12 protein-coding genes are annotated in these 16,336 nt (G+C 62.5%); 7 read left to right on the top strand and 5 right to left on the bottom strand.

Features of this window, described 5'->3' with window-relative positions:
* Positions 1–18 precede the first annotated feature (18 nt).
* From dxs to HNP33_RS12875, 3 genes are all read right to left on the bottom strand, one after another.
* Entirely contained in the window at positions 19–1,929 is a 1,911-nt protein-coding gene (gene dxs / locus HNP33_RS12885) for a 1-deoxy-D-xylulose-5-phosphate synthase (RefSeq protein WP_184709060.1), read from the bottom strand.
* A 128-nt stretch (positions 1,930–2,057) separates the two neighbouring features.
* Positions 2,058–2,966, bottom strand: coding sequence for a polyprenyl synthetase family protein (locus HNP33_RS12880; protein ID WP_184709058.1), 909 nt, complete (start codon positions 2,964–2,966; stop codon positions 2,058–2,060).
* Between the two features lie 8 nt (positions 2,967–2,974).
* A complete protein-coding gene (locus HNP33_RS12875; RefSeq protein ID WP_184709105.1) occupies positions 2,975–3,232 on the bottom strand; it encodes an exodeoxyribonuclease VII small subunit in 258 nt (85 codons plus the stop codon).
* Positions 3,233–3,624: 392 nt separating this feature from the next.
* Between HNP33_RS12875 and HNP33_RS12870 the strand changes: the two genes are divergently transcribed.
* The 3 genes from HNP33_RS12870 (at position 3,625) to HNP33_RS12860 (ending at position 6,764) form a co-directional block, all read left to right on the top strand.
* A complete protein-coding gene (locus tag HNP33_RS12870; RefSeq protein ID WP_184709056.1) occupies positions 3,625–4,764 on the top strand; it encodes an aromatic ring-hydroxylating oxygenase subunit alpha in 1,140 nt (379 codons plus the stop codon).
* An 83-nt stretch (positions 4,765–4,847) separates the two neighbouring features.
* The gene (locus tag HNP33_RS12865; RefSeq protein ID WP_184709054.1) at positions 4,848–5,729 is read left to right on the top strand and encodes a DMT family transporter; all 882 of its coding nucleotides are present in this window, start codon (positions 4,848–4,850) and stop codon (positions 5,727–5,729) included.
* A gap of 150 nt (positions 5,730–5,879) precedes the next feature.
* Positions 5,880–6,764, top strand: coding sequence for a sulfurtransferase (locus tag HNP33_RS12860; RefSeq protein ID WP_184709052.1), 885 nt, complete (start codon positions 5,880–5,882; stop codon positions 6,762–6,764).
* 137 nt (positions 6,765–6,901) lie between these two features.
* Here HNP33_RS12860 and HNP33_RS12855 read toward each other — a convergent pair whose 3' ends face one another.
* Positions 6,902–8,827, bottom strand: coding sequence for a trypsin-like peptidase domain-containing protein (locus tag HNP33_RS12855; RefSeq protein ID WP_184709050.1), 1,926 nt, complete (start codon positions 8,825–8,827; stop codon positions 6,902–6,904).
* A 62-nt stretch (positions 8,828–8,889) separates the two neighbouring features.
* Entirely contained in the window at positions 8,890–11,784 is a 2,895-nt protein-coding gene (gene ppc / locus HNP33_RS12850) for a phosphoenolpyruvate carboxylase (protein ID WP_184709048.1), read from the bottom strand.
* A 196-nt stretch (positions 11,785–11,980) separates the two neighbouring features.
* Here ppc and hemC point away from each other — a divergent pair, with 196 nt between their 5' ends.
* From hemC to HNP33_RS12830, 4 genes are read left to right on the top strand one after another with little or no spacing between them, the layout of a single operon-like run.
* Positions 11,981–12,898, top strand: coding sequence for a hydroxymethylbilane synthase (gene hemC / locus HNP33_RS12845; RefSeq protein WP_184709046.1), 918 nt, complete (start codon positions 11,981–11,983; stop codon positions 12,896–12,898).
* A 32-nt stretch (positions 12,899–12,930) separates the two neighbouring features.
* Complete coding sequence (locus HNP33_RS12840; protein ID WP_325064937.1) at positions 12,931–13,788, top strand: uroporphyrinogen-III synthase; 858 nt, start codon at positions 12,931–12,933, stop codon at positions 13,786–13,788.
* The gene (locus HNP33_RS12835; RefSeq protein WP_184709043.1) at positions 13,785–14,957 is read left to right on the top strand and encodes a uroporphyrinogen-III C-methyltransferase; all 1,173 of its coding nucleotides are present in this window, start codon (positions 13,785–13,787) and stop codon (positions 14,955–14,957) included. The genes HNP33_RS12840 and HNP33_RS12835 overlap by 4 nt, the downstream gene beginning before the upstream one ends.
* A 3-nt stretch (positions 14,958–14,960) precedes the next feature.
* Positions 14,961–16,274 carry a heme biosynthesis protein HemY gene (locus HNP33_RS12830; RefSeq protein ID WP_184709041.1) on the top strand — a complete coding sequence of 438 codons (1,314 nt, stop codon included), beginning with the start codon at positions 14,961–14,963 and terminating at the stop codon, positions 16,272–16,274.
* Positions 16,275–16,336 lie beyond the last annotated feature (62 nt).

The raw sequence follows: 16,336 nt of genomic DNA, 5'->3' as shown, positions 1-16,336 counted from the left end.
GATCCACACTTTCGGGATTCAGGCGGCAGCGCTGGCGGCTGCCGCAGCCCGCACGCCAAAGCGATCGATGATCGATTTCTGGATTCCGGCCGCATCCAGCCCTTGCAGCGCCATCAGCTTGGCGGGGTCTCCGTGTTCGATGAATTCGTCCTTCAGGCCCAGTTGCAGCACTGGCACCTCCAGGCGCAGGGCCTGTAGTGCTTCGAGCACGGCGCTGCCTGCACCGCCCATCACGCAACCGTCTTCCACGGTCACCAGGGCATCGTGGGTTTGCGCAATCTGCTGCAGCAGCTCGGTATCCAACGGCTTGGCCCAGCGCATGTTGACAACGGTGGCATTGATCTGCTCAGCCGCCTGCAAGGCCGGATACAGCAAGCTGCCGAACGACAGAATGGCGATGCGCGGCGCACCCGCCACTGCGGGCTGGGCCTGGCGGCGGATTTCGCCCTTGCCAAAAGGCAGGCCCTCCAGCGACTCCAGCGGTGCCACGCCAACGCCTGCGCCACGCGGGTAGCGCACGGTCACGGGGTGGTTCTGCGCATAGGCGGTGCTCAGCAGCTGGCGGCATTCGCGCTCATCGGCCGGGCAGGCCACGCTCATGTTGGGAATGCAGCGGGTGAATGCAATGTCGTAATTGCCCGCGTGCGTGGCGCCATCGGCACCGACAAGGCCTGCGCGGTCCAGCGCAAACACCACGGGCAGATTCTGCAGCGCCACGTCATGGATCAGTTGGTCGTACGCGCGCTGCAGAAAGGTGGAATAGATGGCGACCACCGGCTTGAGGCCTTCGCAGGCCAGCCCCCCGGCAAAGGTGACCGAGTGCTGCTCCGCAATGCCCACATCGAAGTAGCGCTTGGGAAAGCGCTTGTGGTACTCCACCATGCCCGAGCCTTCGCGCATGGCTGGCGTGATGGCCACCAGGCGCTCATCGTGGGCCGCCATGTCGCACAGCCAGCAGCCAAATACCTGGGTAAAGGTCTGCTTGGGCGGTGTGGCAGGTTTGACGAGGCCAATGGCCGGGTCGAACTTGCCCGGGCCGTGGTAGGCCACCGGGTCGGCCTCGGCCAGTTTGTAGCCCTGGCCTTTCTTGGTGACGACGTGCAGAAACTGCGGCCCCTTGAGCTGGCGGATGTTCTCCAGCGTGGGAATGAGCGAATCAAGATCATGCCCATCGATGGGGCCGATGTAGTTGAAGCCGAAATTCTCGAACAACGTGGCGGGCACCACCATGCCCTTGGCCTGCTGCTCCAGGCGCTTGGCAAGCTCCAGCAGCGGCGGCACCTGCTTGAGCACGCTCTTGCCTACGCCACGCGCCTTGGCATAGAACTGGCCGCTCATCAACTGCGCCAGGTAGCGGTTGAGCGCGCCCACTGGCGGGCTGATGCTCATGTCGTTGTCGTTCAGAATCACAAGCAGGTTCGCATCGCTGACCCCGGCGTTGTTCAAAGCCTCAAACGCCATGCCAGCCGTCATGGCGCCATCGCCGATGATGGCCACTGCCTGGCGGCTTTCGCCCTTGAGCTTGGAGGCCTCGGCCATGCCCAGGGCCGCCGAGATGCTGGTGGACGAATGCGCGGTGCCAAAAGCGTCGTATTCGCTCTCGGTACGCAGCGGAAAGCCCGAAATTCCGCCCATCTGGCGCAGGCCGGTCATGCGGTCACGGCGTCCTGTCAGAATCTTGTGCGGATAGGTCTGGTGGCCCACGTCCCACACGAAGCGGTCATGGGGCGTGTCGTAGACTGCGTGCAAAGCAATGGTCAGCTCGACGGTGCCCAGGTTGGAGCTCAGGTGTCCGCCTGTCTGCGACACGCTCTCCAGAACGAACTCCCGCAGCTCGCGCGCCAGCGTCTTGAGCTCGGCGCGCGACAGCTTGCGCAGATCGGCCGGATCGTTGATGGTGGCGAGCAGTGGAAAATTCTTCGTGGGCATACTACTGTTTCGATAGCTGACTGCGCATGCCAGACAATCGCTGGCGCAGTTTTTTGTTCAAATCGCAATGGTCTATGGTAGCGCCTTGGGCAAATTGACCAACATCAAGGCACTTTTTGCAACATGCCTCAATGGCTGCGGCGCACCACCATATCGGCCAACGCGGCCAGCGCGCGCGGTTGCGCAAGGCCACTGCCTGCCAGCGCCAGCTGCGCCTCGGCCAACAAATCATTGGCGTAGGCACGGGCGGCATCCAGGCCCATCAGCGATACATAGGTAGGCTTGTCATTGTCCGCATCCTTACCTGCCGTCTTGCCCAAGGTGGCGGAATCCGCCACCACATCAAGCACATCGTCGATGACCTGAAAGGCCAGGCCCAGTGCCGCGCCGTATTGCCGCAGCGCTGCCAGTGCAGCGCCGGTAATACCGGCGCAGGTGGCGCCCATTTCCACACTGGACTGCAGCAGCGCACCCGTCTTGAGCTTGTGCATCTGCTGCAACTGGGGCTGTGTCAGGCTCTTGCCAACGCTTGCCAGATCGATCGCCTGCCCCCCTGCCATGCCGTTGTAGCCTGCAGCGAGTGCCAACTGGCGGCACAACCGCGCCTGCATGACGTCGGGAATATCGCGCCCCTCGGGCACCAGCAATTCAAACGCCAAAGCCTGCAGAGCGTCGCCCGCCAGTAGCGCCTGGGCCTCGCCAAACTGCACATGCACCGTGGGTTTACCCCGGCGCAGCACATCGTTGTCCATGCAGGGCATGTCATCGTGCACCAGCGAATAGGCATGGATCAGCTCTACCGCACAGCCCGCGCGCAAGGCGGCTTCGGCCTGCGGCACGCCCAGCGGACCTGCGGACTGGGCAGCGGCCAGCACCAGCAGGGGGCGCAGGCGCTTTCCACCATCGAGCACGGCGTAGCGCATGGGCTCGCCCAGATTGGCTGGAGCATCCGCCACGATCCATTGGTTCAAGGCCGCTTCCACGCGGGCGAGTTCATCGCTGCACCACTGTGCAAAATTTTCGTGCGCTGCTGTCATTGTTCTCTTTATTCCTCGCTCGCCCAGGGCTTGAGCTGTCCGTTATCCAGTACCTTGATCTGGTCCTGCACGGCTTCGAGCTTGCCACGGCAGTAGGCCAGCAACACGGCGCCGCGCTGGTATGCGGCCAGCATGTCGTCGAGCGGCAACTGGCCCGATTCGATGCGCGCCACCAAGCCTTCGAGCTCCTGCAAGGCGCTTTCATAGTTGGCGGGTTCGGGCAAATCTGGCGTGGCAGACGCCTTGGAGGCTGTGGCCTTGGGCATGGGCATGCGGGGCAACCGGAGTTGCCGCTAAAACGGAATGGAAAGCGATGATTTTAGGCGCTGCGCGCGCCACCACGAACACAGCTCCCGCTGTCCCTGCAAGGCGCAGACCAGCGGGCCATCATATCCAGTTCTCCAGACAGGGCTTTCGCCCAACTAGAGCGCGCATTCAGCTATCAATTTGATAGAATTTTGAAGCCAGTATGGAAAGGCAGTTCCGTTCTGTAGCCGAGAATTGCTCTCAATTCACGCATGAACGGAACGGGAATAACCCCACTGGGTATAATCCCATTGTTCGCGAAACCGGTATTCTTCTAGGGTAGCCGGTTTTATTTTTTCTCTGCGCATGCACGCGCAACCTCCCTGTGGGGAGTCTTTAGGTCAGGTCACCCATGTCTGATTTAAGTCTTCAACTGCAGCAGGCCGCAAGCCAACTTCCAGTTTCAAGCTATTTCGATCAAGCGCTCTTTGAGCGCGAGATGCAAACCATCTTCCAGCACGGCCCCAAGTATGTCGGCCACCAGCTGGCGATCCCCGAGATTGGCGACTACTATGCCCTTCCGCATGAAAAGGAGGGGCGCGCCCTCGTGCGCAGCGCCTCCGGCCAGGCCGAGCTGATCTCCAACGTCTGCCGCCACCGCCAGGCGGTCATGCTCAAAGGTCGGGGTTCGCTCCATCACCAGCAAAAAGGCAGTGCAGGCGGCAACATCGTCTGCCCGCTGCACCGCTGGACCTACAGCCCCAGCGGCGAGCTGCTGGGCGCTCCACATTTCGCGCAAGACCCTTGTCTCAACCTCAACAACTACCGTTTGCGCGAATGGAACGGCCTGCTGTTTGAAGACAATGGCCGTGACATCCTGGCTGACCTCGCTGGCATGGGCCCCGCCGCTGCGCTCAGCTTTGACGGCTTTGTGCTCAACCACGTGGAAATGCACGAGTGCAACTACAACTGGAAGACCTTCATCGAGGTCTATCTGGAGGACTACCACGTCGGCCCCTTCCATCCTGGACTGGGCAATTTCGTCACCTGTGACGATCTCAAGTGGGAGTTCGGCAAGGAGTACTCGGTGCAGACCGTGGGCATTGCGCCCGGCTTTGCCCGCCCCGGCTCCGACACCTACAAAAAGTGGCACGAAGTGCTGCTGGCCTACCGTGGCGGGCAGATGCCCGAGCATGGCGCCATCTGGCTCACCTACTACCCGCACATCATGGTCGAGTGGTATCCGCATGTGCTGACCGTCTCGACCCTGCACCCGATCAGCCCGGAAAAGACCATGAACGTGGTCGAGTTCTATTACCCGGAGGAAATCAGCGCCTTCGAGCCCGAGTTCGTGCAGGCCCAGCGTGCGGCCTATATGGAAACCGCCATTGAAGACGACGAGATCGGCGAGCGCATGGACGCGGGCCGTCGGGCCCTCTGGGAGCGCGGCGACAACGAAGTCGGCCCCTACCAGAGTCCCATGGAAGACGGCATGCAGCACTTTCATGAGTGGTATCGCAGTATGATGAAAGACGCTGTTTTGGCGAAGTAATTCCTCTCAATTACTATCAAATCAATAGCTGCTCGCGCTTAATCAATAAGCGCAAGCAGCTTTTTTATTACAGAGTCATTCCGATGCAAGCCCTGTGGATGGTGGCCGCCGCCTTTTGTTTCGCACTCATGGGCGTGTGCATCAAATTCGCATCTGCCCACTACAACGCGGCAGAGATCATCTTCTACCGCGGCCTCATCAGCATGGCCTTGCTGTGGTGGCTGGCCCGGCGCAAGAGCATCACCCTGGGCACCCAGTACCCGCTGATGCACGCCTGGCGCAGCTTCATCGGCGTGCTCTCGATGGGCTTCTGGTTCTACTCCATCGGCAAGCTGCCGCTGGCCACTGCCATGACGCTCAACTACATGAGCAGCCTCTGGATTGCGGCCTTTGTGGTGGGCGGCGCGCTCATGGCCTGGCGGCCCAAGGCGGCAGGCGACCAGCCAGCACTCAATATTCCGCTGGTGCTCACCGTCCTCATCGGCTTTGCCGGCGTGCTGCTGATGCTGCGCCCCAGCATGGATGCCGAGCAGCTGTTTGCCGGCATCATCGGCCTGCTGTCAGGCCTGATGTCTGCCTTTGCCTACATGCAAGTGGTGGCGCTGTCGCGCATCGGAGAGTCCGAGCAGCGCGTGGTCTTCTACTTTGCGGTGGGCTCCGCTGTTGCAGGCGGGCTGACCATGTTGTTCACCGGCGCCTCGCCCTTCCCCGGCTGGCCCGCACTCTGGCACATACCCATCGGCATTCTGGCCACAGCAGGCCAGCTGTTCATGACCATGGCCTACGCCAGTGCCATCACGCGCCGCGCGACCCTGGTCGTAGCCAACCTCCAGTACTCGGGCATCGTGTTCGGGGGGCTGGCCAGCATTGTGGTGTTTGGCGACCAGATCCCGGCCATCGGCTGGATCGGCATGGCGCTGATCGTGGGCAGCGGCATTGCCGCCACCGTGCTGCGCAAAGGATAGCTGACAGCGCACACCAGCAATGCGCTAGCCGCATTTCTATCCATAAGGCCCTGCGCTAGTGGCGCTGCACCATAATGGCTGAAAGCGACTCTTTTCGGGCTTGAGCGGGTCTTGTCCGGCCTGCATCAGCCGTATTTTTGGAGCACTGCAATGGCAACCCCCCCCTATACCACCCTCATCACCCCCGCCCAGCTGCAGGCCCTGCAGCAAAGCTCGCCCGGCAGCGTCATGGTGTTCGACTGCACCTTCGAGCTGGCCCAACCCCTGGCGGGCGAAGCACTGTATGACGAAGTGCACATTGCCGGCGCGATCTACGCCAACCTCGACAAGAACCTCAGCGCCCCGCATGACGGCGCTGGCCGGGTGATTTCTGCGGCATCCGGCGGCCGCCACCCCCTGCCCACGCGCGAAACCTTTGCCACGTGGCTGTCGCAGGTCGGCTTTCGCAACGACATGCAGGCCGTGGTGTATGACCGCAATGGCGTCAACTACGCAGGCCGCCTGTGGTGGATGCTGAAATGGGCAGGCCACGATGCCGTCGCCGTGCTCGACGGTGGCCTGCAGGCCTGGCAAGCCACGGGCGGAGCGGTGGAGAGTGGCAAGCCCACCAGCCATTTCCAGAGCAATTTCGAGTTGAAAGCCCCATTGCGCGAGCTGCGCACCGCAGGCCAGGTGCTGCAAGCGCTGGGCAGTACGCAGACCGTGATCGATGCCCGCGCGCCCGCCCGCTACCGCGGCGAGGTGGAGCCGCTCGATCCGGTGGCCGGCCACATTCCTGGGGCGCTCAACCGCCTGTTCAGCACCAACATCGGCGCGGATGGGCGCTTCAAACCTGCTGCCGAATTGCGGGCCGAATTTGACGCACTGCTGGGCGACCGCGATCCTGGCACCGTCGTTCACCAATGCGGCAGCGGCGTGAGCGCCCTGCCCAATCTGATTGCCATGGAAATCGCAGGCTACGCGCCCACGGCCTTGTTTGCAGGCAGCTGGAGCGAATGGTGCAGCGATGCGGCACGGCCGGTGGAGCGCGGGTGAAACGCCGGCACGAAACTTTCATCCCTGCACTGGGCCTGAAACGGGATCAATACGATTCAGCTCCAAAAAATCCAGACCAAAAATAAAAGCACGGCCTAGAGGCCGTGCTTTTATACCCAAGCCATGCGCATACGCATTTACTGGCTACTCCATACATAGTAGCTGGTTCCCTCGAATCGGAGGTGGGTGTAATTTGCGATCACAAAGTCTCGCTCCGAGACATTGATGGTGTAGAAGTGGGAGCCGGTATTCATATTGTAGAAACGGTACATTGCAATACTGCCCTCCCCTTCCGTTTTTCGTGCATACCAGGAAATACCTTCTTCCCTGAAAGCCGGGTAATTGGCGATCACGCTCCTGCGCTCGTCCTCATTGATCGTATAGAAATGGGAGTTAGCGCTGGTGTTATAGAAGCGATACACCGCATCGGGAGCCGTTACCGACTGTTTGGAAGCATAGAAAGCAATGTTTTCATACTGGAACACCGGGCTGTTGGCAATCAAATGGTTCCTCTCGCTCGCATCGGCTGTAAAAAAGTGGGAACCCGTCTGGGTGTTAAGAAAGCGGTAGACGGGCACACGTGCCGGATCAGAATTTGGTTTGGCATTGGCATCAACCAGCCATTTGCGCAGTTCTGGAAAAACGCTGCTCAAGCTTGGGTAAATGCTAGTGGCGTCAGAAGCTGGACAGCTCGCAGTCGATCCACCTGACAGAACACCCGTGACCAACCCTTGGTAGAACAACGGCGAGCCGCTGCTACCGGGCTGGGTCAATCCCTGACTCCACTGCACGTAGTAATAATTGCCGGTACTTCCCCCTATGGAGCAGTTGAAATTGCCACCCCTAGGGGTGCAGTTGGCACGAAGCGGTGTCACGCCCATGCTGATTTTCTGCAGTCCCCCATCGGGGTGATGAATGCCAACCACACTGCTGCTCAATGGAACAGGATTGCTATCCCAACCCAGAAAATAGGCACCCGCAGGAGGCACATCATTGAGCTTTAACAGCGTGACATCCGGATTGGCGCTGGAATACAGCAATTGCGCACCATTGCGCAGATTCACGCTATTGGGCGACAGGCTATTGCTGCCGCAACTGCTGGAAGAATAGAACCAATCGGTCTCCAGTGCAGAAGCCAGGGTCTGGGAGGAAATGCAGTGGGCCGCAGTCAGGAAATACGGTGTCCGGGAAGACTGGTAGTCATTGAGCAAGGCGCCGGTGCACAGGCCATAGGAATAGCTGCCATCTGCCCCTCTTTCGGTGATATAGGCCATGCGGGCAACGCCGCGGCGCTGCATATCGTATTGGCTGTAGCAAGTGGCATCCAAATGGCAGGTAAGCGGATTGCCAAGCGGCATGGTCTTTTCATCGATCGCCGCGCCAGCCTCGTCGCCAATGGGCAAGGACAGGTTTTCATAGATATGCATCACGCGTGGCAATGCAATCTTCAGCGCCTCTCGCAACGTGCCAGCTGGCAGTTCAATCTCCAGGGTTACCTGATCGCCCGAATTGCTGGGCGTCCACCACGTGCGGCCCGCTTCGCTGCGGTCGCCTGCGTCCAGATTGGCCTGGAGAATCTGCATGACACGCTGGCCGGCAATTTCGAACACAGCGTTGGGCTGATGGTCGGTGTAGAGGCGCAGCAACGCGTTGCCGGGTAACTGATCCACCACAACGCCTAGGCGCATCCCCTCGGCGCCTCCTGAACGAACACTGATGGCCGCCACCGATCCGCCATTGGCAGAAGCGCGCCATTGCAGCATCGAACTCAATGCTTGTGTCGATTGCGTCTGACTGATCTCCCGCGACTGGCCTACCAGGAGCATCGGACCCTGGGAAACAGATTTAAGGCCACTCCATTCGCCCAGATCAATGTGAACCGGCTCAACTGCCAGACCCGCCTGCATGCCTTTGGTGAGAACAAACTCTTGGGGCGTGTTCAGCGGCTGCTGATACGCGTTGACTCGAAAACCATCAGCAGGCACCGTTTGCTGAGCAAAGGCCACACCAGCCAGTGATATCAGCCCCAGAGCCCACACGGAGACGCAATGACGTAATTTCATATTCATTAACCAATAAGCCAAAGAAAATTTCCAACAAACATTTTTTACAGATGTAAATTCCCTCAACCCGTATTGCGTAATGCCGCCGCGATGCCGTTGATCGAGATATGGATGCCGGTTTTCACACGCTCGTTGTCCTCGCCGCTGCGCCAGCGGCGGATGAGCTCGACCTGCAGGTGGTGCAGCGGATCGATGTAGGGGAAGCGGTGGCGGATGGAGCGCTCCAGCGCCGGATTGTTGGCCAAGCGGTTCTGTTCGCCAGTGATCTGGGCCAGGGCATGCGCGGTGCTCTTCCATTCGGTCTCGATCGCCTGGAACACGCGCTTGCGCAGGCGTGTGTCGGCCACCAGTTCGCTGTAGCGCGAAGCGAGCGCCAGGTCGCTCTTGGCCAGCACCATGTCCATGTTGGACAGCAGGGTGCGAAAGAATGGCCACTGGCGGTACATTTTCTGCAGCAGGGCCCACTGCGCTTTGGGAGACTTGCCTTCCTGGTTCACGAAAGCCTGCACCGCCGTGCCAAAGCCATACCAGCCTGGCAAGGTGAGGCGGCATTGGCCCCAGCTGAAGCCCCAGGGGATGGCGCGCAGGTCTTCAATGCGCTGGTTGGCCTTGCGCGATGCGGGGCGCGAGCCGATGTTCAGCTCGGCAATTTCGCGGATCGGGGTGGAGCTGAAGAAGTAGCTCTCGAACCCCTTGGTGCCATAAACCAGTTCGCGGTACGCGGCCATGCTGGCCGCCGACAAGTCGGCGGCTGCTGCCAGAAACGCTTGCGTAGCGGGCTTGGTGGGCTGCAGCAAGGTGGCTTCCAGCGTGGCGGCGACCAAGGTTTCCAGATTGCGGCGGCCGATTTCGGGATTGGCGTATTTGGAAGCGATCACCTCCCCTTGCTCGGTGAGGCGAATCTGGCCACGCACCGTGCCCGGCGGCTGCGCAAGAATGGCCTGATAGCTGGGCCCACCGCCACGGCCAACGGTACCGCCTCGGCCATGGAACAGCCGCAGTTGCACCCTGTGCGGCTTGCTGAGTTCGTCAAACAACGCCACCAATGCAATCTCGGCCTGGTACAGCTCCCAATTGCTGGTGAAGATGCCGCCATCCTTGTTGCTGTCGCTGTAGCCGAGCATGATGTCCTGCTCCGCCCCACTGCGCTGGATGAGAGACGCAATATGCGGCAGCGCATAGTATTCACGCATGATGCTGGCGGCGTTGCGCAGGTCGTCGATGGTCTCGAAGAGCGGGCTCACGATCAGCGCGGCCTGCGATTGGCCGTCGTTGATACGCCCGGTCAGCAGGCCCACCTCCTTTTGCAGCAGCAGCACTTCGAGCAGGTCGCTCACCGCTTCGGTGTGGCTGATGATGTAGTGCCGGATGGCATCGCGCCCATACAGCTTCACCGATTGGCAGGCCCGCTCAAAGATGGCCATCTCGCTCTGGGTCTTGTCGCTGTACCGGGCCCCTACCACACGCAGCGGGCGCGCGTCGCACAGCAGGCTGATCAGCAGCTCGCGCTTGGCAGCTTCAGGCAACTGGGCGTAATCGGCTTCCAGCCCCCCAGTGGCCAGCAATTCTGCCACTACGGCCTCATGCTGATCGGAGCTTTGGCGCAGATCCACCGTGGCGAGGTGAAAGCCAAATACCTGCACCGCACGGATCAGCGGTGACAGCCGCTGCTCGGCAAGCGCACGGCCATGGTTGTCGCGCAGCGAGTCTTCGATGACGCGCAGGTCTTCCAGAAACTCATCGCTCGTCGTATACGGGTTTTGCGGCGCCACGGCATGGCGCGCCGCATCGCCGCCGCTGAGGTTCTTGAGCGTTGCGGCAAGCCGCGCATACATGCCGATCAACGCGCGGCGATAGGGTTCGTCCTCGCGGTGCTCGCTGGTGTCGGGCGATCGCCCGGCCAGGGCCTGCAGTGCGGGCGTAGTGCCTGCAAGGCGTTGCGACATGGATAGCTCCCCGCCCAGGTAATGCACTTCCTTGAGGTAGTGGCGCAGCACCAGGTCAGCCTGGCGGCGCAAGGCCTCTTGCAGGCTGTGCGCGGTCACGTTGGGGTTGCCATCGCGGTCGCCGCCAATCCACTGGCCCATGCGCAGGAATGTTGCCAGATCGCGCTCGCCCAACTCGCGCTCCAGCGCCGCGTAGAGCTTGGGAATCTCGGTGAGGAACGTGGCCTGGTAGTACGACAGCGCGTTGTCGATTTCGTCCTCTACCGTCAGCTTGGAAAAGCGCAGCAAGCGCGTTTGCCACAGCTGCGTTACCTGCGCACGCAGCAGCAGTTCGTTGTCGGCCAGTTGCCTGGGCGTGAGCGTGTCCTTGCTGCTGTTGAAGAGCTGGGCACGGGCTGCAATGTCATCACGCGCCACCAGCAAGGCGGCAATCGCGCGCTCGGCGTCCAGAATGCTCTTGCGCTGCACTTCGGTCGGGTGCGCGGTCAGCACCGGCGATACCAGGCTGTGCGACAGGGTATCGGCCACCGACTTGACCGGAATCCCCGCCCAGCGCAGCCGCGCCAGCGCCACTTCAATGCTGCCTTCCTGAGTGTTGCCTGCGCGCTCGTGCACCTCGCGGCGGCGGATGTGGTGGCGGTCTTCCGCCAGATTGGCCAGGTGCGAGAAGTAGGTGAAGGCGCGGATTACGCTCACCGTCTGGTCGCCCGACAGATGCTTGAGCAGGGTTTTGAGCGATTTTTCCGCGTCCTGGTCGTCATTGCGCCGGTAGGCCACCGAGAGCTGGCGCACCTGCTCGATCAGGTCGAACGCGGCCTGGCCCTCCTGTTCGCGGATCACATCGCCCAGAATGCGGCCCAGCAGACGGATGTCCTCGATCAGCGGCTGGTCCTTGTCGGCGCGGCGGCCGGTCGGCTGGCTTGCAGCGCTGTCGGCAAGCCTGGTCTTGCGCGTTGCGGTCTTGGCAACTGCATGCGCTGCAGGAGAGTCTTTTTTGCTGGCAGTAGTCATGGCAAAGGAAAACGGGTGGCAAAACAAAGAGCAGAGGGCAGAGCGCGCTACGCAGGGCGAATCCGCACTGCGCCAATCACGGCGCAGCACATGCTAGCATCGAAGATTGCATTTTGTGACCTATTTTGAGTCGCTTTTTTCGCTGTAGTGGTGGGGAATCCGCCGCGGGTCAGCGCAGAAGACGGTGCCCAAGCCCATGACCTCTCTATCCCTGACCATCGCCACCCGTGAAAGCCAGCTCGCCCTGTGGCAGGCCCGGCATGTACAGCAGTTGCTGCAAAACCTGGGCCACCAGGCCTCGCTGCTGGGCATGACCACGCGCGGCGACCAGATCCTGGACCGCACACTCTCCAAGGTGGGTGGCAAGGGCCTGTTCGTCAAAGAGCTGGAGACCGCGCTGGAGACCGGCGCCGCCGATCTGGCCGTGCATTCACTCAAAGACGTACCGATGGAGCTGCCCGAAGGCTTTGCGCTAGCCGCCGTGCTGGAGCGCGAAGACCCGCGCGATGCCTGGGTGTCCAACCGCTATGCGCGGCTGGATGACGTGCCCCAGGGCGCGGTTGTCGGCACCTCCAGCCTGCGCCGCCAGGTACTGCTCAAGGCATTGCGGCCAGACCTGGACATTCAGCCACTGCGCGGCAATGTGAACACCCGTCTGCGCAAACTCGACGATGGTCAATACGATGGCATCGTGCTGGCGGCGGCGGGCCTCAAACGCCTGGACATGCACGATCGCATCCGCCACGAATTCGATACCGACACCATGCTGCCCGCCGCGGGCCAGGGCGCATTGGGCATTGAAATCCGCGCAGACCGGCAAGACCTGATGGCACTGTTTGCCAGCATGGCCGATGCCCGTAGCTGGAGGGCAGTGACGGCCGAGCGCGCTGTCAGCCGCTGCATGGGCGGCAGCTGCTCCATGCCGCTGGCCGCGCACGGACAGTGGCAAGGCGACACCCTGCACCTGCGCGCCGCCTGGGGCGACGAGCTTCAGCCTGACGCGCCACTCGTGCGCACTGCTGCCAGCGCGCAAGTCACTGACCTGGCCAGTGCCGACGCCCTGGGCCAGCAAGTGGCGCAGCTGTTGCAAGCCGCAGGTGCCAAGCAGCGATGAGCCGCCGGCGCGGGTAGTGCACAGCATCATGGATGAATGATATGACCCTGCCCTGCATCATCGTCACCCGCCCGCAACCTGAAGCGGACGCATGGGTGTCGCAACTGCAAGCCCATGGCGTGCCCGCACTGGCCTTGCCGCTGATCGAGATCGGGGCAGCCACCCTGCCTGCCGACCAGCAGGCAGCCAACCAGGCCCGGGCCGATTGCCAAAACAGCGGCCCCTATGGCGCCATCATGCTGGTCAGCGGCAATGCGGCGCAGTTCTTTATCGATCAAAAAATGGCTCAGGCGCTTTCCTGTCAACCACCAGTGGCTATCAAAACAAGAGTATGGTGCCCCGGCCCCGGCACGGCGCGCACAGCCATGGCGCATGGCATTCCCGCCGCACTGATCGACCAGCCTGCGCCGGGTGCTGCGCAGTTTGATTCTGAATCGCTATGGGCCCAGGTTGCCCCACAGGTACCTGCGATGGCGGAGGCAGGCCTGCGCGTCCTGGTTGTACGTGGCGCGTCCGAGGGCGACGGTGGGTCTGGCGAAAACTACGCCCCCGGCGGAAAGGGCCGCCAATGGCTGGCCACGCAGTTGCAGGCCGCTGGTGTGGGGGTGGATTTTGTCGCGGTGTACGAGCGACGAATGCCGCACTGGTCGCCCGAGCAGATGGCACAGGCCCGCACCGCGCTCGCCGATGGCAGCCTCTGGCTGTTCAGCAGTTCGCAGGCAGTGATGCATTTACGCAACATTTTTTCACCCGCAGAACTGGCATCCGTATCGGCTATCGCCACCCATCCACGCATAGCGCAGGCCGCACAGAATGCGGGATTTGCCTCTGTCAAGCCATGCCGGCCCACCATGACGGATGTCATAGCGTCGTTAGAATCCAGGCTATGACGCCGCCAGAGCAGACACCGGCCCCCCACCCTACGCCAGCACCCGCCTCTCCCGTGACTGACAGCACTGCAAGCATCGCAGGCGCTGCGGCTGCGGGGCCTGCCATTTCGAGCGGCGGTGCGAGCGGTGCCTCGAATGCATGGGTATGGACTACGGTCGTGCTGGGCACTGCGGCGACCGTCGCGGTGGTCAGCAGCGTGCTGCTGTGGCAGCGGCTGGGCAATATCCAGCAGCAGTTGGCCCTGCAAAGTGCCGATTCGCGCGGCCAGGCGGTGGAAGCGCGCACCCTGGCGCGCCAGGCCGAAGATGTATCGCGGGACGCGGCCTCGCGCATGTCGGTACTCGAAGCGCGCGTGGGCGAAGTGGCGCTGCAGCGCGGCCAGCTCGAAGAGCTGATGCACAGCCTCTCGCGCAGCCGCGATGACAACCTCGTGGGCGATATTGAAGGTGCGATCCGCTTTGCCATGCAGCAAAGCCAGCTCAGCGGCAGCCCGGACCCGGTGGTGAGTGCGCTCAAAACGGCGCAGCAGCGCGTCGTGGCTTCTGCCCAGCCGCGCCTGGCGCCCGTCGAACGCGCCATTGCCCGCGATCTGGATCGCTTTGCCAGCAGCAAATCGCTCGACACCGCTGGTCTTTTGGCGCGACTGGACGATCTGCTGCGCCAGGTGGACGAATTGCCGCTACAGAACGACGTGGCCACCAACACGGGCCGCCGCGCCGCACCTGCCCGCGCCAAGAATGCATCCCACGGCAAAGACGTGGCCAGCAAGGACGACGCCGCGGATGAACCGCAGAGCTGGTGGTCCACCGCGTTCTCCACCGTATGGAACGCCGTGCATGACGAGGCACGCAGCCTGGTGCGCGTTCGCCGCATCGACTACCCCGATGCCGTGCTGCTCTCCCCGAGCGAGGCTTTCTTCCTGCGCGAAAACCTCAAGCTGCGCATCATGAACGCACGCCTGGCCCTGCTGGCGCGCCAGATGCCCGCATCGCGCAATGACCTCGCATCGGCTGGCGACACCATCCGCAAGTACTTCGACCCCTCATCGCGCCGCACGCAGCAGGCCAGCCAGCAACTGCTGCAGCTGCAGCAGGCCATGCGCGACGTGGAAATCCCCCGTGCCAGCGACACGCTGGCGGCCCTGGCCACTGCGGCTGCAGGACGCTAAGCCATGCGCGCCGCCATCTGGTTGATCGGTCTCTTTGCGATTGCCGTCGCCGCTGCCTTGTTTGCAGGCAGCAACCAGGGCAGCGTCACCCTGTACTGGCCGCCCTACCGCATTGATTTTTCGCTCAACATGGTGGTGGTATTGCTGCTGCTGGGCTTTGTGGTGCTCTATGGCGCGCTGCGCGGCATCAGCGTCATGTTCGAGCTGCCCAAGCAGGCCAAGCGCTGGCGCGTGCAGCAAAAGGAACGCGCCATGCATGGCGCGGCGCTTGATGCCGTCACCCAGCTGCAGGCAGGCCGCTTCGTGCGGGCCCGCAAGGCAGCGCTGTCGGCCCTGGCGCAGGAAAAGGCCCTGCACGACACTGGCGAAGCCATGCCACACGGCCTGCAACTGCGCGTGCTGTCGCACGTGCTGGCCGCTGAAAGCTCCCATGCGCTGCAGGACCAGACCCAGCGCGATCGCCATTGGGACCTGGCCATGCAGGAAGCGGCCAGCCCGGACGCCAGACACCTGCCCGAATTGCGCGAAGGCACCCAGCTGCGCGCCGCGCAATGGGCGCTGGACGACCACGACGCCCATGCCGCGCTCGACAACCTGGCTCAGTTGCCGCAGGGCGCCGCGCGCCGCACGCTGGCGCTTCGCCTCAAGCTCAAGGCTGCGCGCCAGTTGCAACAGGCCCTGCCAGCGCTCGATACCGCGCGCCTGCTGGCCAAGCACCGTGCATTCTCGGCCGCTGCGGCGCAAAGCATCGTCAAAGGCCTGGCGATGGAGTTGATCAACGACGCGCACGACCCCGAGCAGCTGATGCAGGCCTGGCGCAGCCTGGATGTGGCTGAACGCGCCATGCCCGAAGTGGGCATCCACGCAGCGCGCCGCCTGCACACCCTGGCCGGATCACCCGCCCAGATGCGCGAATGGCTGCTGCCTGCCTGGGAGCGGTTCACGGGTGGCAGCAAAAGCCTACCCAGCCTGCAAACCGAGCGCCTGGTGCGCGTGCTGGAAGACAGCATGCTGGATCTGGACGGCGAATGGCTGGCCCGGATCGAAAATGCCCATCGCAAGCGCCCGCACGACGAGCATCTGCAGTACCTCGCCGGTTGCGCCTGCCTGGAGCGCCAGCTGTGGGGCAAGGCCCAGCAGTGGTTGCAGCAGGCCGCCCCTGCCCTGCAGGACACCGAGCTGCGCCGCAGGGCCTGGCACCACCTCGCTCGCCTGGCAGAGCATCGCGGTGACGACGCGGCAGCGGCGCAGGCCTGGAAGCAGGCGGCACTCAGCGTTCTTCCATCCATCGCTATCGATAAAAACAATAGCAGGTAGCGATTGCTTCGCCTGGTTTTTTGGTGTTTCTACCCTTAAAAACCAATGCAATAAAGACGCTG

This window comes from Comamonas odontotermitis (assembly GCF_014207855.1).
GTDB lineage: Bacteria > Pseudomonadota > Gammaproteobacteria > Burkholderiales > Burkholderiaceae_C > Comamonas > Comamonas odontotermitis_A.
Note: the sequence above shows the minus strand (reverse complement) of the source record. Positions and strands in the feature narration are given on the sequence as shown.

What these genes read in the sequence shown, in the direction of transcription:
- HNP33_RS12835 (WP_184709043.1), top strand. Translation starts at nt 13,785, where the DNA reads ATGACGCCGCCAGAGCAGACACCGGCCCCCCACCCTACGCCAGCACCC.
- HNP33_RS12830 (WP_184709041.1), top strand. Translation starts at nt 14,961, where the DNA reads ATGCGCGCCGCCATCTGGTTGATCGGTCTCTTTGCGATTGCCGTCGCC.
- HNP33_RS12880 (WP_184709058.1), bottom strand. Translation starts at nt 2,966, where the DNA reads ATGACAGCAGCGCACGAAAATTTTGCACAGTGGTGCAGCGATGAACTC.
- dxs (WP_184709060.1), bottom strand. Translation starts at nt 1,929, where the DNA reads ATGCCCACGAAGAATTTTCCACTGCTCGCCACCATCAACGATCCGGCC.
- HNP33_RS12875 (WP_184709105.1), bottom strand. Translation starts at nt 3,232, where the DNA reads ATGCCCAAGGCCACAGCCTCCAAGGCGTCTGCCACGCCAGATTTGCCC.
- HNP33_RS12855 (WP_184709050.1), bottom strand. Translation starts at nt 8,827, where the DNA reads ATGAAATTACGTCATTGCGTCTCCGTGTGGGCTCTGGGGCTGATATCA.
- HNP33_RS12840 (WP_325064937.1), top strand. Translation starts at nt 12,931, where the DNA reads ATGAATGATATGACCCTGCCCTGCATCATCGTCACCCGCCCGCAACCT.
- ppc (WP_184709048.1), bottom strand. Translation starts at nt 11,784, where the DNA reads ATGACTACTGCCAGCAAAAAAGACTCTCCTGCAGCGCATGCAGTTGCC.
- HNP33_RS12860 (WP_184709052.1), top strand. Translation starts at nt 5,880, where the DNA reads ATGGCAACCCCCCCCTATACCACCCTCATCACCCCCGCCCAGCTGCAG.
- HNP33_RS12865 (WP_184709054.1), top strand. Translation starts at nt 4,848, where the DNA reads ATGCAAGCCCTGTGGATGGTGGCCGCCGCCTTTTGTTTCGCACTCATG.
- hemC (WP_184709046.1), top strand. Translation starts at nt 11,981, where the DNA reads ATGACCTCTCTATCCCTGACCATCGCCACCCGTGAAAGCCAGCTCGCC.
- HNP33_RS12870 (WP_184709056.1), top strand. Translation starts at nt 3,625, where the DNA reads ATGTCTGATTTAAGTCTTCAACTGCAGCAGGCCGCAAGCCAACTTCCA.